This window comes from Mesorhizobium prunaredense (genome assembly GCF_900156895.1).
Lineage (GTDB): Bacteria > Pseudomonadota > Alphaproteobacteria > Rhizobiales > Rhizobiaceae > Mesorhizobium > Mesorhizobium prunaredense.
In genome coordinates this window covers 559,011-582,021 of record NZ_FTPD01000045.1, presented here as the reverse complement: position 1 = coordinate 582,021, position 23,011 = coordinate 559,011, and the positions used below count along the sequence as shown (strand labels likewise).

20 protein-coding genes and 1 pseudogene are annotated in these 23,011 nt (G+C 63.9%); 11 read left to right on the top strand and 10 right to left on the bottom strand.

Translation table 11 applies throughout. The features are described from left to right. Genes BQ8794_RS26575 through BQ8794_RS26565 form a run of 3 tightly spaced genes read left to right on the top strand, consistent with a single transcriptional unit; the run spans nt 1 to nt 2,411 of the window. Nucleotides 1–819 carry an ABC transporter permease gene (locus BQ8794_RS26575; RefSeq protein ID WP_077381524.1) on the top strand — a complete coding sequence of 273 codons (819 nt, stop codon included), beginning with the start codon at nt 1–3 and terminating at the stop codon, nt 817–819. Between the two features lie 10 nt (nt 820–829). Further along, a complete protein-coding gene (locus tag BQ8794_RS26570; protein ID WP_077381523.1) occupies nt 830–1,576 on the top strand; it encodes an aspartate/glutamate racemase family protein in 747 nt (248 codons plus the stop codon). Nucleotides 1,577–1,580: 4 nt separating this feature from the next. Then, entirely contained in the window at nt 1,581–2,411 is an 831-nt protein-coding gene (locus tag BQ8794_RS26565) for a GNAT family N-acetyltransferase (protein ID WP_077381522.1), read from the top strand. Nucleotides 2,412–2,428: 17 nt separating this feature from the next. Here the strand turns inward: BQ8794_RS26565 and BQ8794_RS26560 are convergent, their stop codons facing one another. Next, nucleotides 2,429–2,968, bottom strand: coding sequence for an Lrp/AsnC family transcriptional regulator (locus BQ8794_RS26560; protein ID WP_077381521.1), 540 nt, complete (start codon nt 2,966–2,968; stop codon nt 2,429–2,431). Between the two features lie 48 nt (nt 2,969–3,016). On the opposite strand from BQ8794_RS26560, the gene BQ8794_RS26555 reads away from it, so the two are divergent. Together BQ8794_RS26555 and BQ8794_RS26550 are read left to right on the top strand one after the other, a co-directional pair. Further along, nucleotides 3,017–4,192, top strand: coding sequence for an MFS transporter (locus BQ8794_RS26555; RefSeq protein WP_077381520.1), 1,176 nt, complete (start codon nt 3,017–3,019; stop codon nt 4,190–4,192). Nucleotides 4,193–4,315: 123 nt separating this feature from the next. Beyond that, entirely contained in the window at nt 4,316–4,741 is a 426-nt protein-coding gene (locus tag BQ8794_RS26550) for a GNAT family N-acetyltransferase (protein WP_077381519.1), read from the top strand. Here BQ8794_RS26550 and BQ8794_RS26545 read toward each other — a convergent pair whose 3' ends face one another. The 3 genes and pseudogenes from BQ8794_RS26545 to murQ all read right to left on the bottom strand — a co-directional run bounded on the left by BQ8794_RS26545 (nt 4,742) and on the right by murQ (nt 6,962). Continuing rightward, nucleotides 4,742–5,872, bottom strand: coding sequence for an anhydro-N-acetylmuramic acid kinase (locus BQ8794_RS26545; protein WP_077381518.1), 1,131 nt, complete (start codon nt 5,870–5,872; stop codon nt 4,742–4,744). It abuts the gene before it with no gap. A gap of 6 nt (nt 5,873–5,878) precedes the next feature. Next, nucleotides 5,879–6,004 (bottom strand): annotated as a pseudogene (locus tag BQ8794_RS36790) (esterase); the annotation flags it as partial. 34 nt (nt 6,005–6,038) lie between these two features. Continuing rightward, complete coding sequence (gene murQ, locus BQ8794_RS26535; RefSeq protein WP_077381711.1) at nt 6,039–6,962, bottom strand: N-acetylmuramic acid 6-phosphate etherase; 924 nt, start codon at nt 6,960–6,962, stop codon at nt 6,039–6,041. 170 nt (nt 6,963–7,132) lie between these two features. Between murQ and BQ8794_RS26530 the strand changes: the two genes are divergently transcribed. Both BQ8794_RS26530 and BQ8794_RS26525 read left to right on the top strand, forming a co-directional pair. Further along, nucleotides 7,133–8,242, top strand: coding sequence for a carbohydrate kinase (locus tag BQ8794_RS26530; RefSeq protein ID WP_077381516.1), 1,110 nt, complete (start codon nt 7,133–7,135; stop codon nt 8,240–8,242). 30 nt (nt 8,243–8,272) lie between these two features. Next, nucleotides 8,273–9,202, top strand: a complete 930-nt coding sequence (locus BQ8794_RS26525) for a pseudouridine-5'-phosphate glycosidase (protein WP_077381515.1) — start codon at nt 8,273–8,275, stop codon at nt 9,200–9,202. Nucleotides 9,203–9,245: 43 nt separating this feature from the next. Here the strand turns inward: BQ8794_RS26525 and BQ8794_RS26520 are convergent, their stop codons facing one another. From BQ8794_RS26520 to BQ8794_RS26495, 6 genes are read right to left on the bottom strand one after another with little or no spacing between them, the layout of a single operon-like run. Continuing rightward, the gene (locus BQ8794_RS26520) at nt 9,246–10,664 is read right to left on the bottom strand and encodes an FAD-binding oxidoreductase (RefSeq protein ID WP_077381514.1); all 1,419 of its coding nucleotides are present in this window, start codon (nt 10,662–10,664) and stop codon (nt 9,246–9,248) included. A gap of 5 nt (nt 10,665–10,669) precedes the next feature. After that, on the bottom strand, nt 10,670–11,911 hold the full coding sequence (locus tag BQ8794_RS26515) for a VWA domain-containing protein (RefSeq protein ID WP_077381513.1): 1,242 nt from the start codon (nt 11,909–11,911) through the stop codon (nt 10,670–10,672). Continuing rightward, a complete protein-coding gene (locus BQ8794_RS26510) occupies nt 11,904–14,162 on the bottom strand; it encodes a DUF5682 family protein (protein WP_077381512.1) in 2,259 nt (752 codons plus the stop codon). The genes BQ8794_RS26515 and BQ8794_RS26510 overlap by 8 nt, the downstream gene beginning before the upstream one ends. A 6-nt stretch (nt 14,163–14,168) precedes the next feature. Continuing rightward, nucleotides 14,169–15,248 carry an ATP-binding protein gene (locus BQ8794_RS26505; RefSeq protein ID WP_077381511.1) on the bottom strand — a complete coding sequence of 360 codons (1,080 nt, stop codon included), beginning with the start codon at nt 15,246–15,248 and terminating at the stop codon, nt 14,169–14,171. A gap of 18 nt (nt 15,249–15,266) precedes the next feature. After that, entirely contained in the window at nt 15,267–16,712 is a 1,446-nt protein-coding gene (locus BQ8794_RS26500; RefSeq protein ID WP_077381510.1) for a DUF5691 domain-containing protein, read from the bottom strand. Continuing rightward, the gene (locus BQ8794_RS26495; RefSeq protein WP_244555102.1) at nt 16,709–18,097 is read right to left on the bottom strand and encodes an SWIM zinc finger family protein; all 1,389 of its coding nucleotides are present in this window, start codon (nt 18,095–18,097) and stop codon (nt 16,709–16,711) included. The genes BQ8794_RS26500 and BQ8794_RS26495 overlap by 4 nt, the downstream gene beginning before the upstream one ends. Nucleotides 18,098–18,549: 452 nt before the next feature. On the opposite strand from BQ8794_RS26495, the gene BQ8794_RS26490 reads away from it, so the two are divergent. The 4 genes from BQ8794_RS26490 (at nt 18,550) to BQ8794_RS26475 (ending at nt 23,011) form a co-directional block, all read left to right on the top strand. After that, the gene (locus tag BQ8794_RS26490) at nt 18,550–19,524 is read left to right on the top strand and encodes a sugar-binding transcriptional regulator (protein WP_027152561.1); all 975 of its coding nucleotides are present in this window, start codon (nt 18,550–18,552) and stop codon (nt 19,522–19,524) included. A 44-nt stretch (nt 19,525–19,568) separates the two neighbouring features. Further along, the gene (locus tag BQ8794_RS26485; RefSeq protein ID WP_077381508.1) at nt 19,569–21,014 is read left to right on the top strand and encodes an ABC transporter substrate-binding protein; all 1,446 of its coding nucleotides are present in this window, start codon (nt 19,569–19,571) and stop codon (nt 21,012–21,014) included. Nucleotides 21,015–21,220: 206 nt separating this feature from the next. Next, entirely contained in the window at nt 21,221–22,144 is a 924-nt protein-coding gene (locus BQ8794_RS26480; RefSeq protein ID WP_077381507.1) for a carbohydrate ABC transporter permease, read from the top strand. Nucleotides 22,145–22,153: 9 nt separating this feature from the next. Further along, nucleotides 22,154–23,011 carry a carbohydrate ABC transporter permease gene (locus BQ8794_RS26475; protein ID WP_027152563.1) on the top strand — a complete coding sequence of 286 codons (858 nt, stop codon included), beginning with the start codon at nt 22,154–22,156 and terminating at the stop codon, nt 23,009–23,011.

Genomic DNA, 23,011 nt, shown 5'->3' with positions numbered 1-23,011 from the left:
GTGAGCCACGACAAGCGCACCTTCGAATTCTACGTGCTGGCGGCCTTCTTCGCCCTTTTCGTGCTGTTCCTCTACGGCCCGCTTTCGGCGATCCTGATCCTCTCCTTCCAGGGTGAGAATGGCGGGCTGACATTCCCGCTGAACGGCGTTTCGCTGCACTGGTTCGCCAATCTGTTCGAGCGCCAGGCGGTCGGCGATTTCGGCGGCAGCTTCAAGCGCTCCTTCATCCTCGGCCTGATGGTGATGATCGTCACCGTTGTCGTGTCGCTGCTCGCCGGTCTGGCCTTCCGGCAAAAATTTCGCGGCGCCACCGCTCTGTTCTATCTGGCCGTCGCCAGCCTGGTCGTGCCGTCGATCATCATCTCACTCGGCATCGGCGTCGTCTTCCAGCAGATCGGCTTTCGTCCCGCCTGGTACACGTCTGGCTTCGGGGCGCATCTGACCTGGACCTTGCCTTTCGGCGTGCTGATCATGTTCGCCGTCTTCAACCGGTTCTCGCCGGCCTATGAGGAGGCCGCGCGGGACTTGGGCGCGACCTCCTGGCAGACCTTCGCGCATGTCGTCCTGCCGATGATCGCGCCCAGCCTGATCGGCGTCGGCCTGTTCGGCTTCACCCTGTCCTATGACGAGTTCGCCCGCACGCTGATGACCTCGGGCACCTTCAACACGCTGCCGCTCGAAATCTACGGCATGACGACGAATGTGACGACGCCCGTGCTCTATGCGCTAGGCACCGTGACGACGGTATTTTCCTTCCTGGTGATCCTGCTGACGCTCGGCGCAATCGCCTACGTCGGCGGCCGTCGGCCGCGAGCTTGAGAGAACCGCAGTGCAGATCCTCGTCGTCAATCCGAACACCACCGCCAGCATGACCGAAACCATTGCAGCAGCGGCGCGGCTCGTGGCCGCCGCCGGAACGGACATCGTCGCCGTCACCTCATCGATGGGACCTGTGTCGATCGAAGGCTATTACGACGAGGCGCTTGCCGTGCCTGGCTTGCTGGTCGAGATCGCCGCCGGCGAACGCACCGGCGCGCAGGCCGCAATCGTCGCCTGTTTCGACGACACCGGCCTCGATGCCGCGCGCGCCATGGCCAACATTCCGGTCATCGGCATCTGCGAGGCAGCGCTCAGCACGGCCTCGTTCATCGCCCAGCGCTTCACCGTCGTCACCACGACCGAGCGCTCGCGCGTGCCGGTCGAAGCGCTGGTGCAGCGCTATGGCATGGCAGGACGGGCACGCGTGCGCGCTGCAGACATTCCGGTTCTTGCGCTCGAAGACCCAACCTCCGATGCGATCCTGAAGCTGCGCGGCGAGATCGCGCGCGCACTCGAGGAGGATCGCGCCGAGGCCATCGTGCTCGGCTGTGCCGGCATGGCCGATCTCGCCGCCGCGCTGCAGCGGGAGTTCGGAGTTCCGGTTATCGACGGCGTCGGCGCCGCGATCAAGCAGGCCGAGGCCCTGATCGCGCTTGGCCTGTCGACGTCCAAGCGTGGCGCCTATGCAAACCCGTTGGCAAAGCCCTATCTTGGCGCATTGAAGTCCTTCGCCCCCGGACCTGTAGCCGCCGAATGAGCCAATGCGCCGAACGATCAGAACGCTCGCACTTGAAGACGTAAAAATCCTTGTCGATTGGGCGGCAGCGGAAGGCTGGAATCCCGGTCTTGGCGATGCCGTGGCGTTCCATGCGGCGGATCCAGAGGGCTTCATGGGCGCCTTTGTCGATGGCGAGATGGTGGCTGGTATTTCGGCAGTGGCCTATGGCGAGGATTTCGGCTTCATCGGTCTCTACATCTGTCGGCCGGACAGGCGCGGTGAGGGTCATGGCAAGGCGGTCTGGGATGCTGGCATGGCGCGGCTCGGCGACCGCACGATCGGCCTCGATGGTGTCGTCGAACAGCAGGCCAACTACCGCAGCATGGGTTTTGCGCCGGTCTACCGGACGATCCGCTTCGTCGGATCGCCGGATGTTTCGGCAAGCGCCGATAGCGACATTCGTGCCATAGGCCCGGAAGCGAATGTCCTGGACTACGACAGCCGATTCTTTCCCGCTCCGAGGCGATCCTTCCTGGAACATTGGCTGCGCCCGCCGCACATGGCGCTTGCAATCGTCAAGGACGGCGCGATCGAAGGATACGGCGTCGCGCGCCGATGCCGGGACGGCTGCAAGATCGGGCCGCTCTTTGCCAACGGCCTGGACGCGGCAAGCCGCCTGTTCGCGGCGCTCGCCAGCGCCTCGGGACCAGGAAATGTCCATCTCGACGTTCCCGAGACCAGCGGACAATTTGCAGCTCGGCTGACGTCCGCCGGCCTTCAACCCGGCTTCGAGACGGCTCGAATGTACAAGGGCAAAGCGCCGCAGCTCACGCAATCCGGGGTCTTTGCGATCACCACTTTGGAGCTTGGTTGATTGGACGCAGGGTGGCCCTAGTATAGCGGCTTGGCCATGTGCCGGGGCGCCGGCCATTCCGTCGTGATCCCGGGCTGCACCGGCCGCTCGAGATAGGTCGACAGAACCACATAGCTTCGCGTCGAGGTCACGCCGGGCGTTTCGTAAAGCCGCGACAGCAGGCCTTCGAGCGCCCTTGTGTCTTCGGTGCGGACCTTGATCAGCATGCATGTGTCGCCCGCCACCGAATGGATCTCTTCGACTTCGGGGTGCTCGGAAATCGCCATCAGTTCGGGGGTCTTTCCCCAGCCCTTGGTGTCGATGTGCACGAAGGCAAGCAGCGGCTTGCGCACCGCCTTGGGATCGATGATCGCCGCGGTGTTGCGAATAGTGCCGCTGCGCCGAAGCCGCTTCACCCGTTCATGCGCGGCCGGCGGCGACAGGCCGACACGATCACCGAGCTCGGCATAGCTGACCGTGGCGTCATCGACCAGAACGCCTAATATCTTTCGGTCGGTTGCGTCGACATCGCGGGCAGCAGGCCTGTTCTGCAGAATGCCATCTGTTTCTTTATCCATGGTGAAATCCCTTATTGATACAGAATTTAATACGGCGATTATCGTCGTATGACGAACAGTGATCAAGTCGCAACATTGACGGCGAGGCCGCCTATTCCGGCGCTCGCCTATCTGCTCACCGGATGCATTGCGGTGATCGGCTCGAACTCGCTGGTCCTCGGTCCGATAGCACCGGCAGTGGCCGCATCGTTTGCGACGAGCGTGCCGGCCGTCATAATCGCGTCCGCTGCGTTCGGGCTTGGGACGTCGGCAAGCGCCTTGTTCCTGGCCCGCTATATCGATCGGCTCGGCGCCCGCCGCATGCTGCAAGGGGCATTGCTGCTGCTGGCGGTCGCGCTTCTCGCCAGCGCCGCCGCGCCGACGGTGACGATGCTGGTTACGGCCCAGCTTCTCGCCGGCATCGCCGCCGGCGTCGCCATGCCGGCAATCTATGCCAGCGCCGCTGCGATCGCACCGCCTGGCCGCGAAAGCGGGACGATCGGCGTCGTGCTGACCGGCTGGACCCTGAGCATGGTCGCCGGCGTCTCATTGTCGGCGGTGCTTGCCGATCTGGTGCATTGGCGCGCCGTTTTCGCGGCGGTCGCGGTGCTTGCGGCGCTCGCGTTGACCGGCCTTACGCTGACGTCGCTGAGCGATGTCAGGAAAAGCGGCCCGGCGCCGACGCCGCTCGGCGCCTTGGCTGTTCCCGGCATAGTGCCGCTCCTGGTCGCCTGCGGCGCCTTCATGACCGCCTTCTACGGCGTCTATGGCTATCTTGGCGATCATCTTTACAATGGCTTGGGACGGCCGGTCAGCGCCAACGGCTTGGCGGCGCTCGCCTATGGCGCCGGCTTCGGCATGGCGGCACTGCTTGACGGCGTGATCGATCGGCTTGGCGCGCGACGTGTCATGCCGTTCGCCTATCTGCTCATCGCGGCCGTCTATGTCGCGCTCGCCGGGGCAGGCAGTAGTTTCCATCTGACCATCGCGATGGTCGCGGTCTGGGGCCTTGCCAATCATTTCGGGCTGAACGTCCTGGTGATGCGCCTCTCGGCGCTCGATCCTGCGCGGCGCGGCACGATCATGGGCTTGAACAGCGCGGTGACCTATCTCGCGGTGTTTGTCGGCACCACCGCCTTCGGTCCGCTCTATTCCAGCTTTGGTTTTGCGGCATCAGCAGTGGTCGCCGCACTGCTCATGCTGGTTGCCGCTTCGGCGGCGTGGCATTCGCCGCGGCCCGTGTAGTCGCGGAGCCACGCGGCGGCAGAGCTTGCGCTCTCCGCCTTTCCTTCGATAAATGCAAATGAAAGTGCCAGCGTCCGAAGCGCTGTATACAGGTATCCGGCTGTGAGCCGGTCTGGACAAGCGATGAACATGACGCTTGAAACCACCGCCGACCCTTCGCCGAAAGAACTCGCTTTTCTCGGGGAGCGGCTCAGCGCGTTCAACGACAGCGAAGTCGGCCCGGCCAACAGAAAGGTGCTCGCCGTGTTCGTGCGCGATGAGCACCGTGCGGTTGTCGGCGGCATCTCGGGATATACCGCCTGGGGCTGGCTCTATGTGCAATGGCTGTGGGTTGATGAGCGACTGCGCGGCCAGCATATGGCCGGCAGGATGCTGGACGCAGCCGAACAGGAAGCCGTCGCACGCGGCTGTCATGGCGCCTTGATCGACACCTTCAATCCCCAGGCGGTCAAGGCCTATGAGCGTCAGGGGTATCGGCTGTTCGGCGCGCTTCCCGATTTTCCCGTCGGTCGTAGCCGCGTCTTCCTGCAAAAGAAATTGCTGGCTTGATCAGCCGGCAAGGCGCCCGCCATGCATCGGCTGCGGCACGCCGGTGGTGGTCGGGAAGCTGATCGGCAGGCCCCTGAGCACGCGGACCGCAAGGAAGGCAAAGCACTCCGCCTCGACCGCGTCACCCTTCCAGCCGAGTGCCTCCGCCAGCACCGCTTCGACGCCGGCGCGGCTGGCAAGCATGGCCATGATCGTCGGGTTGTGGCGGCCGCCGCCGCTGACCACCAGCCGCTTTGGCCGGTGCGGCAGGAGGTCGAGCGCCTTGCCGACGGCTGCGGCGGTGAAGGCCGTGAGCAGTGCGGCACCATCCTCAGCGTTCATCCCATCCGCCATGGCTGCGCCGAAATCGAACCGGTCCAGCGACTTTGGATAGGGCTTGGCCAGGTAGGGATGCTGCAGGAGCTTGGCCAGCCGGGCTTCGTCGACGGTGCCGGTCCGCGCCAGCGCACCGTCGCGATCCATGTCGCCAAGCCCTTTCGCTCTGATGAAATCGTTCAGCGGCGCGTTGGCCGGTCCGGTGTCGAAAGCGACGACATTGTCCTTGCCGTCCCACCAGGTGATGTTGGCGACGCCGCCGAGATTGAGAACCGCCGTGTCGCCGCTGATATCGGCATCGCGCAGCAGCGCGGCGTGATAGGCGGCCGACAGCGGCGCCCCTTGCCCGCCGGCGCGCATGTCGGCCGAGCGGAAATCATATGCCACTTTGGTTTCCAGAATAGAATGCATCAACTCGCCATCGCCGAGCTGGCGGGTCTGGCCGAGCCGGCCGATTTGCGGGGCCCGATGCAGCACGGTCTGGCCATGGAAGCCGACGACGCCGATATCGGCCATCGTCAGCCCGTGGCTTTCGACCAGGTCCTTGACCGCTGCTGACTGGGCGCGCGTCAGCGCTTCTTCGGCTTCGCGAAAGATCGCCGGTTCGGGTCCGGCAAAATTCCACGCCCTGGCCTGATCCAGCGTCTCCTCCAGCAGGCTGCGGATCGACCTGGGGTAGGGCGCCAGCGTGTAGGTGCCGAAATCCGCGATCCGCTCGCCGTCGGTCTTGATCAGCGCAACATCGATATTGCCGTCCAGCACGGTGCCGGTCATCAGCCCGACGGCCCAGATTGGTTCGCCACGTTTCGCAATCATCACGTGTTAGGCTCCGTTGACGTGATCGCCGACCGATGGGCGAATCTCGATAATCCCGCTGTCGAAATGATGTGTCGGATGGATCCGTTTGGTGAGCAAGGTCCATGCCTTGCCTTTGTCGAAGTCGATCCATCCTGTATACTGGTATACCGGTATCCAGACAGCTTCACGCCGTCTTTTCGCCGATCGCCTTCCGCAAAAACCCTCCCGCATTGTCGAGCGCCTTGCGCGCCTCTTCGATGCCCATCCCGGTGATCGTCACCAGTATCGCCAGCTTGACGTCTTTGCCGGTCTGGTCGAGCGCCCGTCGTGCCTGCTGCGCTGTGCAGCCGGTGGTCTGCATCACGATCCCGACCGCCCTGGCGACGAGCTTTTTGTTGCTGGGATTAAGGTCGACCATCAGGTTCTGATAGCTCTTGCCGATCCGGATCATGCTGGCTGTCGTCAGCATGTTGAGAACCAGCTTTTGCGCGGTTCCCGACTTCAACCGGGTCGAGCCGGCGAGAACCTCGGGGCCGACAAGCGGAGAGATGGCAATGTCGGCAATGTCGGCAATGACTGACCTGGGGTTGCAGGAAAGCGCCACCGTCGTTGCTCCCACCTGCCTTGCATAGGTCAAGCCGCCGATGACGTAGGGTGTGCGGCCGCTGACCGCGATGCCGACCACCACATCGTCGGCGGTCAACTTGATGCCCTGCAGTGCCTTCATGCCTTGTTGCGGATCATCCTCGGCGCCTTCCACAGCCCGCACCAGCGCTTTGGGGCCGCCCGCGATCAGGCCGAGCACCATGTCCTCGGGCACGCCAAATGTCGGCGGACACTCCGAGGCGTCGAGGACCCCCAGCCGGCCGCTCGTGCCGGCGCCCATATAGACAAGCCGCGCGCCTTTTTGAAACGCACTGACGATCCGGTCTACCGCGGCAGCAATTTGCGGAATGACCTTCTCGACGGCGGCCGGAACGCCGCTGTCCTCGTCATTGATCATGCGCAGGATATCGATGGTCGGCAGCAGGTCGATATCCATCGTCCTCGGGTTCCGGTCCTCGGAAACCAACCGCTCCAGCTCCGACATCAACTCCTGTTCGTTCATCAGCCTGCTTTCAAACTTCTTGCCATCGGCAACAAGTAATGTGATGCGGCGCCAAGCGTTGACCAGTACCAGCGGCTGGCATCGATAGGCTCGCCCGCCAAACAAATGTTGACAACATCATCTGTTGTTGGTCAAAGGTCAGCGTGAATTGCGCGGGCCGGGGTGAGGCGATGGACGACCTTGGAGCACAGGAACAGGCAGTGCTGGATCTCATCGCGGCGAACCCTTTCGCCGGCCAGCAGGATATAGCGACCGCGCTCGGCATTGCCCGCTCGACCGTCGCGGCCCACATCGTGCAGCTCGTCAACAAGGGCTACATTCTTGGTCGCGGCTATGTGCTGCCGGCGTCCAAGCGCATGATCTGCATCGGCGGCGCCGTCCTCGACCGCAAGTACCACGCCAAGAAGGATCTGATCTTCGGGACGTCGAACCCGGTCGACGGCTATCGCAGCTTCGGCGGCGTCGCCCGCAACGTCGCCGAGAACCTTGTCCGCCTCGGCGTCGACATAAGCTTCGTTTCGATTGTCGGCGACGACGAGACCGGCCGCTCGCTGGTGCGGCATCTGCGCGATCTTGGCGCCGATGTCAGTCAGGTGATCACCACTACGGAGCGGCCGACGGCGGAATATGCCGCGATCCTCGATCTCAACAACGATCTCGTGCTCGGCATCGCCGACATGGAGATCTTCGATCTGTTTTCGCCAGCCTATCTCGACCGTTTCTGGCCGCATCTGGCTTCGGCGAATTGGGTGTTCATCGACTGCAACCTGCCGGCCGCGACGATCGCAGCGCTGATGTCACGCAAGCAGGGCGCGCGCTTCAAGCTCGCCGTCGACACGGTGTCGTCGCCGAAATCGGCGCGCCTGCCAAAGGACCTGACCGGCATCGATCTTTTGTTCACCAACCATGACGAAGCCAATACGATGCTTGGCATCACCGATGCCGACAAGCGGCTAAAGCCGAAAGAGGCCGCGGCGGCGCTGCGCGCGGCCGGCGCCAGCGAGGTGATCGTGACCATGGGCGCGCACGGATTTGCGGTCGCGACCGAAGGCGGCGTGGCAACGATGCGTTCCGTCCCGGCCCGCGCCGTCGACATCACCGGAGCCGGCGACGCTATGATTGCCGGCACCATGTACAAAGTGCTTTCGGGCGATCCCGTGCTCGACGCAGCGCGCACCGGCGCGCTGCTCGCCACGCTGACCACCGAGAGCGAATCCAGCGTCCATCCCGACCTGTCGCCGCGGTTCCTCAGCGCCGGCATGTACCGCATTCCCGCCTGAAAGCGAGCCGACCCTGAAAGCGAGACGACGATGAAACCTTCCCTTCTCCACCTGAACGACGAAGTCGCGGCAGCACTTCGAGAAGGCCGCGCGGTGGTGGCGCTGGAATCGACGATCATCACCCACGGCATGCCCTATCCGGCCAATCTGGAAACTGCCCGCGGCGTCGAAACGGTGGTGCGCGAGAACGGTGCCGTGCCTGCCACGATCGCGGTGGTCGCCGGCAAGATCAAGGTCGGGCTCGATGACCGTGAACTGGAGCAGCTGGCAGCGGCAAAGGACGTGGTCAAGGCGTCCGGCCGCGACCTCGCCGCCATCATGGTGGGCGGCGGCTCGGCCGGGACGACGGTCTCGGCGACGATGCGGATCGCTGCATTGGCCGGCATCGGTATTTTCGCGACCGGCGGCGTCGGCGGCGTGCATCGCGGCGCCGAAGCCACTTTCGATATCTCGGCCGACCTGACCGAACTCGGCCAGACCGGCACGACCGTCGTCTGCGCCGGCGTGAAATCGATCCTCGACATTGCAAAAACGCTGGAATATCTGGAGACCCAGCGCGTGCCGGTGATTGCTTTTCAGAGCGATGATTTTCCGGCTTTTTATACGCGCTCCAGCGGACTGAAAGCTGATCACCGCCTCGATACACCCGATGACATTGCGCAGGCCATGCTCCTGCACGAGCAGATCGGCTCGGGCACCGGCATCCTCGTCGCCAATCCAATTCCGGAAGTGGATGCGCTCGATCCGGCCTTCATCGACGGCACGATCACGGCAGCGGTGGCGGAAGCCGAAGAACGCGGCATCGGTCGCAAGGAGCTGACGCCGTTCCTGCTCGCCCGCATCAACGAGCTTTCGCAGGGCCGCAGCCTGAAGGCCAACATCGCGCTGGTCCGCAACAACGCCGCGCTCGCTGCCCGCATTGCCGTGGCGCATGCGGGATTGAAGCCCGTGGGCAGATAGACTCAAGCACCCGGCCAGCGCTACCGGCCTTCGATCTCCAGCCTCATTGGGGCGACACGTCACCAATGCTAGTCGCCGGCGCGAGGTCGAAGACCCGCCCGGCATTGAGGATATTGTTCGGATCGAAAGCCGCTTTCAAGCGCCGCATGGTCGCGATCTCGGCATCGCTGCGCACGAGGTGCAACCATTCCTTCTTGTCAAGGCCGATGCCGTGCTCGGCCGAGACGCTGCCGCCGGCCGCCGCCACGCCACGATAGACGATGTCATACGCCGCCGCCGGATCCACGGTGCGCACCTGATAGTGCAGATTGCCATCGCCGAGATGGCCGAAGACGTAGATGTCGGCGTTGCGGTCAACGGCCTGGACCGCAGCTTCCGTTTCCCGCAGGAAAGTGCCTATCCTCGCCAGCGGGATGCTGACATCGACGCCGACCAGGCCTTTTATCGAAAACAGGAACCGATTGGCGTCCTCTCGCACCGCCCACAGCGCGCGGAATTCGCGCGGCGACTGCGACACCACCACGTCGTCGATCACGCCGTCCTCGACCGCCTGCATCAGCACAGCGGCAAAACGTTCGCCGTCGCGGTCGGGCTCCTGGCCCTGTATCTCCACGAGCACATAGACGGGCGAGCCGACGGGCAGCGGCGCCGGCGCGTCCATGCCGGCGACCATGGCGCCGTAGAGCGGCGCGAAATTCACCTCATAGGCCGAGAGCAACGGCCCAAGCTTTTGCCTGAGCAACGTAAGCAGCGCGATCGCCGCGTCGAGTGACGCGAGCGCGCAGAAGGCGTTGATTTCGGTGGCCGGCTTCGGGTGCAGCCGCAGGCAGGCGCGCGTGACCACGCCGAGCGTGCCTTCGCTGCCAATGAAGAGCTGGTTGAGATCATAGCCGGAATTGTCCTTGGGCAAGCCCTTGAGCGACGTCAGGATGCTGCCGTCGGCAAGTACCGCTTCCAGGCCGAGCACCTGCGCGCGGTACATGCCGTAGCGCAGCACGCGGATACCGCCGGCATTGGTGGCGACATTGCCGCCGACCGTGGCCGTGCCGCGCGCGCCGATGTCGACGCCGAACAGCAAGCCGGCCGAATCGGCCGCGTCCTGCACCATCTGCAGTGGTGCGCCGGCCTCGGCGACGATCGTTGCCGCCTCGCGGTCGGGGGTCTCGATCGCCGTCATGCGCTCCAGCGACAGCACTGCTTCGCCGGGCTCGATGCGAGCCGCACCGGCAAGCCCGGTTCGGCCACCCTGGACGACAAGCCTTTGCCCCGCCTCGTTGCACAGGCGCAGTATGTCCGACACCTCGCCGGCCGTGCGCGGACGCAGGACGAACTCCGGCGGCGCGCCGGCTTTGCCGTCGGGGTCCTCCCGGTAACGCGGTCCGGCCTCCTCGGCCGAAACGATTGCTGATCTGTCCAGCCGTTCTTCCAGCCGCGACAGGAGCTCGGCAACCTTCTGTGACATGGGGCTCACTCGTTCGCCCCAGGCGCCTCGGCCTCGGCGCGAACCAGCTTGATGTCGGCTCCCGCGGCCCAGGCGCCGATATCTTCCCGGCGCAATGCCGCCGCCATCATGTCCGGGAACAGATCCGGCGTGCAGGCGAAGACCGGAATGCCAAGTGCGGCGACCGAACCTGCCATTGCCGGATCGTAGCCGGGCCGGCCTTGGTCGGTCAGTGCCAGAAGTACGACGACATTGACGCCGGATCGAACCAGCGCCGCCAGCCGCCGCAGCAACTCCTGTCCATTGCCGCCTTCGTAGAGGTCGGTGATCAGCACCAGATGCGACTTGGTTGGCCGCTCGATACGGTCGGCGCAATAGGCGACGGCCTGGTTGATATCGGTGCCGCCGCCAAGCTGCACGCCGAACAGAACTTCGACGGGATCGCTGAGTTCTTCGGTAAGGTCGACGATGGCCGTATCGAAACAGACGAGCTTGGTGCGCACGACCGGCAGCGAGGCCATCACCGCGGCGAAGATCGAGGCATAGACGACCGAGCTTGCCATCGAGCCGGACTGGTCGACGCAGAGAACGACTTCGTCAAGATCGACCAGCCGGCGCTGCTTGCGCATGAAACCAACCAGCTTCTCCGGCACGATAGTTTTGTGCTCGGGCTGGTAGTGGCGAAGGTTCGCCGAGATGGTGCGCTGCCAGTCGATATCGCGCGCACGCGGACGGTTGGTGCGCTTCGATCGGTCGAGCGCGCCGCGTATCGCCTCGGCGGTCTTCTGCTCCAGCTTCTGCATCAGCTTGGCGACTATGTCGGCGATGATCGTGCGGGCGATGTCGCTGGTCTTGGCCGGCATAACCGAACGCAGCGAAATCAGGTCGGCGACCAGGTTGACGTCCGCCTCGATCGCCTTGAGGAACTCCGGCTCCATCAGCATCTGCTTCAGGTCCAGCCGTTCGAAAGCGTCCTTCTGGACAATCTGAACGACCTGCGCGGGAAAGAAGGAGCGAATGTCGCCCATCCATTGCGCAACGCGCGGTGCCGAGCGGCCAAGCCCGCCACGCCGCTTGCGCGGGTCACTGGCCGCCGCGCTGGCACCATCGCCGTAGAGAGCATCAAGTGCCGCCGAAAGTCGTTTGTCGTCGCTGGAAAGTGCCGCCGACGCCTCGTCATCGGCGCCGATCGCCAGGCGCCAGCGGCGCTCCCCTCCGGCATCGGCCGTGCGTGGGCCGGGCCCGTTCATTTCGCCCTCGTCATCCATTGCCGTTTCCTGCCATGAGCAATGGTCCAAGCCGTTCCAGGTGTCGGCGCCATGCCTCGCCGCCATCCGGCGTCGGCGTCAGGCCAGCCGGCAAGCGCGCGGCGCGGCCGAGAACCGCTTCGATCAGCCGCCGGCGCTCCATGCTGTCCAGATTGGAAAAGACGCGGCGCAGCAACGGCAGGTGCGCGATGAAAGCATCTTCGTCGAGAGATTTGAGCCAGGAATCGACCGCGCCGCGCAGACCTTCGTCATAGATCAGCCGTTGACCGGCTGTACTGAAGAAGCCCTCGAAGAACCCCGCCGCCTCGGCGACTGGCGTGCCCGGCGACAGGCGTCGCCCAAGCAGCCCGGCTGCGGCTTCGGCGGACAGGCGGCCGGCCTCGTAGAGCAGGTGCGCGGCGCATCCGGCCAGCAGCGCCGTCGCCCTTGACCCCTCCAGCACGGCAGCCAGCCCGTTGCGCCATCCGTTCAGCACGTCTTCCCCGGGCTCGACCAGCCTGATCGCCTCGTCGGCCTTGCGCATCGCGCTAGCCAGCGTCGCGGCGGCCTGCTCATCCAGGTCGCGTGCCGCATAGGGAAGCGCGATCGCACCTTCGACGATCAGCCGCTCCATGAGGCCTGAAAGCCGGTTCGTCTCCGTTTTGCGGGCCTCGCCGTAGCGGATGATGTCGGCGAGCGGCGGCACCGAGGCCAGAATCTCCAGGCATTCGCTGCTGCGCGCCGCGCGCGCCTCCAGGGCCGCGAGGCCGGCCGTCGATGCTTCCGACAGGCCTGCCGTGATGGCGCCCTGGACCAGTGCCGCAAGAGTATCGAGGGTTGCTGCGGCTTCGATCATCTGGATCAGGCGGCCGTTGGCAGCCTTTTCGATGGTCGGCCCGTAGATCAGGTTCTCCACCAGGCGAACCGCATATTCCGGCTCCCAGGCCAAAGTCCACCGCTCGCGGAAGGTGCCACGGCTGCGACCGGCGTCCGTCAACTTGCCCCAACGCACACCAAGCACGTTCAGCCGATGCAGCAATGTCGAACGAAACAGCCCGCTGTCGCTTCGCAGGTCGACGGATAGTTCCCGCTCCAGTGCTTCAGGTTTCAGCCGCGCCGCTTTCTGGTTGCGCTGCAGATCCTCGATCAACGGCGCCAACGGCGTGTCGGGTGGAATTTCGCCGACGTCCGCACCTAGAAGCAGCTCGGCCTCGACCAGGGCCCACAGCAACGCTTCGCCATTGAACAGGGCCGCAATTGCGGCGTCGCGCAATTCCTCAAACCCGGGTTTCGGCCGCTCGCGAATCGCGGCGAGCGTGCGGGCGAGCCGCTCCGCTTCGATCAGCGAAGCGGTCGAGACCAGGTGACCCTTCACCCGCAGCACCGCTGCAATCATGGCAAGCCACAAGGTTGCTGCATCGCGCCGGCCGCGCGTGCGCCAGAGATGCTTGCACCAGCCGGGTGCGACGACGCCCGCGCCATAGCCGTAGCCCAGCGCCAGACGCGGTCCCGTCCACGGCGCCCATGTCATGGTGCTCTTGCGCCTTGCAATCCCCTTAAGCAGGGCTTCATCGCTTTTCTGCGGGTGTGTCGCCTGCAGTGCCGGCACATGCCACGCCCCGCAGACGACGGCGATAGGTCCGTCGAATTCCTTGCGCGCCGCGGCGATTTCGAGGCGCATGTGCGCTTCGCGCTGGGCCTCATACTGCGCGATCGAGCCTTCACCATCCCTCAGCGTCATCATCGCGTCGGAGATGGCCGCGAATATGGGGCCTGGTTCCGGATTCTGCTCGATGATGTCCGACCACCAGCTTTCGCCATCCTCATAGCCGGCGGCGCGGGCCAGCGTGCCTATCGGATCACGCCGATGCGGAGCCACATCATCACGCTCGCTTGGTTCCTTCGCTTCGTCAGCATCGACTTTTTCCGCGCCGTCGACCGCCGCTTCCGAGAAGCGCGCCGACGACGGCAGGTCGATGAAGCGCAACGCCGCCTCGTTGTCCACGGCCCAAAGGACCGCCTGATACTCCGGCGAGAACTCGGCGAATGGCCAGAAGCTTGTCGAAGCCGGTTCCTCCTCCGGATAACAAAGCAGTGCTACCGGCGGCTGCATCTCCGGGCGGGCCAGCAACGGCAGTAGCGCGGAGGCATCGATCGGCCCCTCGATCAGCACGGCGACCGGCTGCAAATCTTGCAATGCCTGCACAAGGCTGTCGGCGGAACCCGGCCCGTGATGGCGTATGCCGAAATAGGCGACGTCGCTGTGCCCCATGACGCGTCAGATCGCTGCGTTCAAGGCCGCATAGTAGCCGGCATAGTCAGGCCGCTTCTTGAGCACTGTTTCCAGATATTCCTCAAGCACTGCCTTGTCCTGTACCGGGTCTTTCACGATCGCGCCGACAAGGCTGGCGGCGAGACCTTCGGCGCCGAGCTTGCCGCTGTCGAACCACGCCGCCTGGCTCAGCCCGCCAACCATCGTCGCGATCGCCTCGGCGGTCGACAGCGAGCCCGAGGGCGTCTTCAGCGTCACCTTGCCGTCGGCGGTCGCACCGGACCGCAATTCACGGAAGATGGTCAATACCCGGGCTATCTCTTCGCCGACATTTTTCGGCACCGGCAGGTCGAGCCCGCCGGCCATCTCATCGACCCGTTTGGAGACGATCGCCACCTCTTCAGCCATGTCTTCCGGCAATGGCAGCACCACGACATTGAAGCGACGCTTGAGTGCCGAGGAGAGTTCATTCACACCTTTGTCCCGATTGTTTGCCGTGGCAATGATGTTGAAGCCGCGCTGGGCATAGATCGATGTGTTCAATTCCGGGATCGGCATCATCTTTTCGGAAAGCACGGTGATCAGCGTGTCCTGCACGTCCGAGCCCATGCGCGTCAGTTCCTCGAGGCGGCAGAGCTTGCCGGTCTGCATGGCGCGGTAGAGCGGCGTCGGCACCAATGCTTCCTGGCTCGGGCCCTTTGCCAGAAGTTGTGCATAGTTCCAGCCATAGCGGATCTGGTTCTCGTCGGTGCCGGCCGTGCACTGCACGATCAGCGTCGAGTCGCCCATGATGGCGGCGGCCAGATGTTCCGACACCCAGGACTTGGCCGTTCCGGGAACGCCGAGCAGCAACAGTGCGCGGTCGGTGGCGAGCGTTGCCACCGCGGTCTCCATCAGTCGGCGGCGACCGACATATTTTGGCGTTACCGGCGTGCCGTCACCGGCCTTCCCGCCCAGCAGATAAGTGAGCACAGCTTGTGGCGAGAGGCTCCAGCCGGCAGGCTTTTGCCTGTCGTCACCGCGCGCCAGCGCCTGCAATTCAGAGGCATAGGCCTGCTCGACCGGGAGACGGATGGCAGCGTTCATATGAATTCTCCGGATTGATCATGTGTCGGTTCTAGACTGATGTTCGGCCAGCGCCGCGTTGAGACGCAGGACACTGAGTGATGGGGCTGCGGGCGGCATGCCGGCTGCGACGACCTCGTCGATCAATTTTGCCGCCGTGGTCGCCGTGGCAAGGAAGCCGATCGTTTCCAGTATATCGTCGGCGCCCCGCCGCATGGCGTCGTCGTTTCCCGCAACGGCGGAACGCAGCGCCGCAAGAGCCGACCCATTCGAAAGATCGTCCCATTCCAGCCAGCCAGCATCAATGCCTTCCGCCAGATTGATCGCGTTGAGGTAATTCGCTTGCTTGAGGATCAGCCGGACGAGGGCTCGATTTCTGCGACTGTCCAGGCGCGGCGTGAGGTGCAGTACGAACAGCGCTGGCTTGCCGCCATCGGCGACAAGTGCGTCCGCCATATGCGTTACCGCGGCGTCGCTCCCCGAAGCGGCGACCATTCGTGCGATCAGCATGTCGGCATTGTTGTCGGCGCCGAATTGCCAGGCTCCTATGAATTCGGGTTCGGTAGCACTGAACCGCGCGGCCAGGTCGACCAGATTGCAGGTCTCGAACAATTCGGCGCGACGCTTTTCCTGCGCCGGCGATTTCAACTTCGCCGGCGTGTAGATGCTGCGGCGGCGGATGAAGCCGGATTTGCCTTCGCTGATGAAAGCGGCGAGTTCAGCTGCGGGATCATCCGGTCCGCCATCGTTTGAACGGCCGTGCTCCCCCAGCCTTGCCAGCAGCCGGCCAGCCAGTTCGCGCACCTTGCCGGACCTGTCGGCGGAGAGGCTTTTAAGGAACGGCGCGTCCTCAGGATTCAGGCCGAAGCGCATGAGTTCGATCAGCGCAAGCCTGACCTCGGCGGGCTCGCCCGAAGCCTTGGCCTCGACCAGCAGTCGAGCCGAAGCCGGTCCACTGCGGCGCATCTCTGCCAGCGCGATGCGTCGCGCGGCGGGATAGAACTCATCCCAATTTTCCGCCGTCAGTTTCTCTTGCGGGGCATGTCTCTCCCCCTCCACGCTTGCTTGCCAGTCGATCCAGGGAGCGTAGACGTCCGGACTGTTCTGATCCGACGCGACGGGCATCCAGTCCATCGGATGGAGGACAAAGCCGCGGCTGGCGACAAGCGTCACCACGCGCGTCTTGCGTCTCGCGTCGACGGCATGTTTCAGAGCAGCTCTCAACAGCGGCCGCAACCGCTCCGGCAGCATCGGGAGCGCAAGCCTGGGCAGCGGCGGCCGGCGCCTGAGCGTCTTCGGCGCCGCCGGCCGCAGGGCGACGTCGAGCGCTTGTGCTGCGATTGCCAGGAGCCGGCGCTCCTGCTCGTCGGGACTTGCACCGCCGGCGATCGTCTTCCAGGCGGTCGGAGCCAGATCGAAGGTGGCTCCGCCGGTGATCCAGCAATCGCGCATTGCCGCCAGGCCTGTTTGCTCGCCCTCGTTCACGACAGGTCAAGCCTCCCGAATCCGCTTTGCGCCGCCAGAAGGTCAAGCCGGGCGCCATCCCAGAGCGCTGCCGTGGCCGCAAGGTCGAGGCCGAGCAATGTTTGATTGACAGCGCCGGCGATCGGCAAGGCGATCCCTTGCGGATCATCCGCGGCCTGCCACCAGCCTGTGCCGCGGTCGTCGACCAGGATCGCACCAGGCGGCAGCATGAGAGGACAGTCGGTAATCCAAGGCGCAGCATCCTGATAGGAAGCATGCCCGGCGAGTGGGTCCTTTGCAGTGCCAAAGCTGAAATCAGGCCACGCGCCGGACGTCACTTCACCCATGCGTTCTGCCACCAGTGCGCGAAGCGGCTTGCGTGATGGATAGAAGACCAGCCGGGCATCGAAACGATCGCCCGGTGCAAAAGCGTTGGACCGGCGTCCGGCAGAAGCCGGAAAGTAATCGAGCAGCACGGCAAATTGCGGGGTAGCGCTCTTCAGATCGAGCAGCCAGGTCGAATGGCTGACGAGACCGTCACGGCGGCTCTCGATCTTCTCGCCCAGAACCTCCCAGAAGCTTTCGACCCGTCTTGCATCCGGATTGGCCAGGACCTGTTCGCGGGTTTCAGAGGTCGATACGAGGCGCTTCAGCTCTGGGTCGTCGGGTGCCGACCGCCACGCCTTGGCCAGCAGCACCAGCTTGCCAAGCTCACGGATCGCCGCATCCGGTCTTTCCTCGCTGCGCAGCGCCATCAGCCGCGAAGGGATCTCGTCGATGCGACCGGCAAGCGCGGTTGCCTTCATGTCGACCAGCCGCGCGGCAATCCGGCGGCAACGGTCGCTGCTGCCGTCGACAAACCCGGACAGACCAAGCCGCAACTGATCGGCGATCCATTGATCGAGTTCATCGAGCGCCGCCGACACTGCTTGTCGTGTGTCTTCCGCCCGCTTGCGCTGCGCTGCCTCACGACGCTCCACCGCCGCAACGTCTTCGACGGCGGCGCTCTCGTCCGTCCGGGCAGCCTCATCAATGCTTTTGGCTGCCGCACCTTCTATCGGTTGCGCTGGCGGTGGCGTCGTCTTCCTGCGCCGGCCAAGCCAGTCATTCACCCATTCCGGCGAGGATTCGGCCGCGGCAAAACTGGCTGGCGCGGTAGCGGCAATCCACATCAGCGCCAGCGTGTGCTTGCACGGGAATTTTCGCGACGGGCAGGTGCATTTGTAGCCGTGATCGCCCCTGTCGACCACCACCCGATATGGATTGGAGCCGGAGCCTTGGCATTCGCCCCAGATGAGCGCCTGCTGCTCATTCTTTTCGAGCCGCGGCCAGTTCGATCGTTTGGTCAGCTTGGAGGCGGCGCTCAGCGACGCCTGATCGGGAGCAAGCGCCTCAATGATCTTCAAATCGAATTCCAAGCCGCGCCCCTCGTGACTCGAACCAAACGCCTGTTGCCAGGATAGATAGCCGTTCGTGAAGAATTATTGTAGCTCTCGCAATGTGAAGATTGATACTTCTCTGCCCCTGTATTCGCCTGATCCGCAAGCGAGGTCCACCGCCATTCGGCGGGCAGAGCATTTTCAGCAAAACGGCGTTTGGCGTCGGTCAGCTCAGTTATGCGCTCAGTGAACGGGAGCAGGCTTTAGCGGCCATGCAACTGGTTCGCTTGGAGCGAGCCGTTCAGCCTTTGCCATTCAGGTCGACAGGCATGGCATTTCAGACTGGCACCGCCCTGCACGATGGCGCTCCAGCAGGCCTTTTTTGCCCTCTCATGGTGATTTGAACCACGCAGCGCTTGACTCCTGCGACACCTTGTGAAAAATTTTGCACCAGCTGATAAAAATATCTTAGGGCGGAAATGGTTGGTTTTGGAAACGGCCTCCTGCGCGACGATGAAACCAGTATGGCGACGCGTGCCGCCTGGCTTCATTATGCTGGCGGCCTGACCCAGTCGGAGGTCGCCAAGCGGCTTGGCCTGACCAGCCTCAAGGCGCATCGCCTCATCACCAAGGCCAATCAGGAAGGGCTGGTCAAAGTCTATATCGACGGCGAAGTGTCGGAATGCGTCGCGCTTGAAGACGATTTGTCCAGCCGCTACGGCCTCGACTATTGCGAGGTCGTTCCCGACTTCGATGGCGAAGACTTGCCGCTCAAGGCGCTCGGCATCGCCGGCGCGCAATTTCTCAAGCGTGAGATCGAACGCGGCGAGGATACGCTGATCGGTGTCGGTCACGGCCGCACGCTGGCCGCCTGCGTCGAATATCTGCCGCGCATATCTGCCGAAAAGACCCGCTTCGTCTCACTGCTTGGCGGCCTGACGCGCAAGTTCTCGGCCAATCCGCACGACGTCATTCACCGTCTGGCCGAACGGACCGGCGCCGAAGCCTATGTTATGCCGGTGCCGATGTTCGCCAACACGGTCGAGGATCGAACCGTGCTGCTCGGGCAGAAGGGCATCAGCGAGGTTTTCGATCTCGGCAAGGCCGCCGACCTGCTCATCGCCGGCATCGGCACCGCCGAGCGCGAGGCGTCGCTGGTCGCCACAGGCATGATCGAGAAGGGCGAAATGGAGGAGATCCGCCGCAACGGCGGTGTCGGCGAACTGCTCGGCCATTTCTTCGATGACGCTGGAAAGGCGGTCGAGACGACGCTTTCCAACCGGGCGCTGGCGCTGGCGCGCGAAGACATCAGCAATCGCAGGATTGTCGCCGTTGCCGGCGGCAAGGTGAAGGTTCGTGCCATCAAATCGGTGTTGGAGGGCCGCTATCTCAAGGGCCTGGTCACCGATGAGCGGACGGCGCGAAAACTCGTGGAGCAGACGCCGGTCGGGTAGCCGGCAGCCATTCGATTGAAACTACCCTGTGGAGGAGAAGACAAATGCATGAGAAAGAAAAAGACCTGATCGACGCGTTCCTGCGCGGACAAGTCGATCGTCGTGGGCTGATCAAGGGCCTTGGCGCAATGGGCCTTGCCGCCGGCACGGCCGGAACGCTGCTCAATCTGGGGCAGACCCGTGCACTGGCGGCAGATTTCGACTGGCAGGCGCACAGGGGCAAGACCATCAAGCTCTTGCTCAACAAGCATCCTTACGCCGATGCGATGATCGCCAACCTCGAAAACTTCAAGAAGTTGACCGGCATGGAAGTCATCTATGACGTGTTTCCCGAAGACGTCTATTTCGACAAGGTCACCGCTGCGCTGTCGGCCAGCTCGCCCGAATACGATGCCTTCATGACCGGCGCCTACATGACCTGGACTTACGGCCCGGCCGGCTGGATCACCGACCTCAACGAGTGGATCAAGGATCCGACCAAGACCAACGTGAACTATGCCTGGGACGACTTCCTGCCCGGCGTCAGGAAGTCCTGCGCCTGGAACGGCCAGCCCGGCGGCGTGCTCGGTTCCGACGACGCCAAGCAGTGGTGCATTCCGTGGGGCTTCGAACAGAACAACATCACCTACAACAAGGGCATGTTCGACAAGGTCGGGGTCAGCGTTCCCGGCAATATGGACGAGATGGTCGCCACGGCGGCCAAGCTCACCAAGGATGTCGGTGGTGGCGTCTACGGCGTCGGCGTGCGCGGCTCGCGCTCCTGGGCGACGATCCATCCCGGCTTCCTCTCGGCTTACGCCAACTTTGACCAGAAGGACCTGAACGTCTCGGCCGACGGCAAATTGTCGGCCGCGATGAACACCGCCGAATCCAAGGCCTTCCACAAGCAGTGGGTCCAGATGATCCAGGAGAGCGGCCCCAAGGACTGGTCGACCTACACCTGGTATCAGGTCGGCACCGATCTCGGCGCCGGCGCCTCGGCAATGATTTTCGACGCCGACATCCTCGGCTACTTCATGAATGGCGGCGACAACAAGATGGCCGGCAAGCTCGCCTTCTCGGCCTTCAAGGCCAATCCCGCCGCCAAGGCGCCGACGCCCAACATCTGGATCTGGTCGCTGTCGATGTCCAATTTCTCCAAGGACAAGGACGCCACCTGGTACTTCATGCAGTGGGCATCCGGGCCCGAGCATGCACTGTTCGGTGCGACCAAGATGGACTTCGTCAATCCGGTGCGCCAGTCGGTCTGGAACGACCAGATGTTCCGCGAGAAGCTGAACAAGAGCTATCCGGGCTATGTCGAGATGTTCGACGTCTCGGCGCCCGGCGCCAGCATCAAGTTCACCCCGCAGCCGCTGTTCTTCGATCTGACCACCGAATGGGCGGCGACGCTGCAGAAGATGGTGGCCAAGGAAGTGCCGATCGATGAAGGCCTCGACATGCTGGCCACCAGCGTCGACGGCCAGCTCAAGGAAGCCGGGCTCGGCTGAGTCCTGGCGGCCGGCCGGCCCGCTGCTGCGGGCCAGCCGGCCATTCCACTGCGAAGCGGCGCCTGGAGCATCGGACCCAAAAGTGGAAACCGGTTTTGGGAAAATCCGATGCTCAAACAACGGCGGTGCCGCCACTCGCCCAACCGGCCGCCTAGCTCCCTGGGCGGCCGGCAGGACGAAGCAACAGAGATGACGGGTGAGCCACGATGACTGCGGCGACAATGCAAAGAAACAGGCCTTCCGGCTTCAGGATCAGCAAGAAAGTGCTGCCCTATGTGCTCAGCCTGCCGGCCCTGCTCGTCTGCATCGGCATCCTGATCCCGTTCTTCACATCGGTCGTCTATTCGTTCCAGCGCTACAGGCTGAGCCAGCCCTGGGCGCGGCAGTTCAACTGGGGCGACAACTACATCTCCTTTTTCACCGACCCGAGGTTCTGGAACACGCTGGAGATATCGCTGCTCTATGCCGGCATCACCGTGCTGCTCGAACTGCTTCTCGGTCTCGGCATCGCCATGCTGCTGCAGAAGCGCTCGACGCTGAACAATTTCATCTCGATCATGCTGTTGATGCCGCTGATGACGGCGCCGGCGCTTGCCGCGCTGATGTGGAAGCTGATGACCAATCCCGGCTTTGGCGTGCTGAGCTATCTCGCCAGCCTGATCGGATTGCAGGATTTCCGCTGGGCCTCGTCGCCGTCGACTGCGCTTTTCACGGTGGTCCTTGTCGATATCTGGGTCTACACGCCCTTCATCATGATCCTGCTGCTTGCCGGCCTGCGCAGCCTGCCGACGCAGCCCTTCGAGGCGGCGGCACTTGACGGCGTGCCGCGGAGTTTCGTGTTCTTCCGCATCACCTTGCCGATGCTGACGCCCTACATCCTGACGGCGACGCTGTTTCGCCTGCTGGATTCCATCCAGCAGTTCGACATCATCTATGCCATGACCCAGGGCGGTCCGGGCGACACGCTGACCGTCTTCCAGGTCGAGGCCTACCTCAACTTCTTCCAGTCGACCAATGTCGGCCGCTCGGCGGCGCTGATGATCATCCTGTGGGCGATCACCTATTTCCTCTCAAACATCTTCATCAAGAACTGGCTGCGGCTGCGCGAACGCGCCCGCGGCCAGGCATAGGAGGCCGGGATGGAACACACCTCGCTTCTCGAACGCATCCTGCGTGGCATAGCGCTGACGCTGGTCGTTGTCTTCTTCATGTTCCCGATCGTCTGGATCCTCATGATGTCGTTCCAGACCAACGAGACTATCCTGCGGATTCCGCCGCAGCTTGTCTTCAAGCCGACGCTGGCCAACTACACCGCGCTGATCACCGGGAAGCTGACCACGGCGGCCGGCACGCTCGACATCGCCTTCATGCGTAACCTGTGGAATTCGGTGTTCCTGTCGGTCACCTCGGTCGCCGTCGCGCTGCTGCTCGGCGTTCCCGCCGCTTACGCCTTTGCCCGGCATAAGTTCCGCGGCTCGGAGGACATTGCCTTCACGCTGCTGTCGTTCCGGTTCGCGCCGGCGCTGCTGGTGCTCCTGCCGCTGACCCTCTATTTCCAGAAGCTTGGACTGGCCAACACCTATATCGGGCTGATCTGGGTCTATCAGCTGATCTGCCTGCCGCTGATCCTGTGGATCGTGCGCGGCTATTTCGAGGACATCCCGGCCGACATCGAATACGCCTATCGCATCGCCGGCCATTCCTGGTTCGCCACCTTCCGCAAGATCGCGCTGCCGCTTGCCGGCCCCGGCATCGCGGCTGCCGGCCTGCTCGCCTTCATCTTCGCCTGGAACAATTTCATCTTCGCGCTCGTGCTCGCTTCGGCCGACAAGCAGCCGGTGACGGTCGGCGCGCTGGCCTTCATCACCTCCTCCGGCATCCAGTATGGCCAGATCTCGGCGGCGATCGTGCTGTCGATCACCCCGACGCTGGCGCTTGCCCTCTATGCGCAGCGCTATCTCGTCGAAGGCCTGTCGCTCGGCGCGGTGAAAGGATAG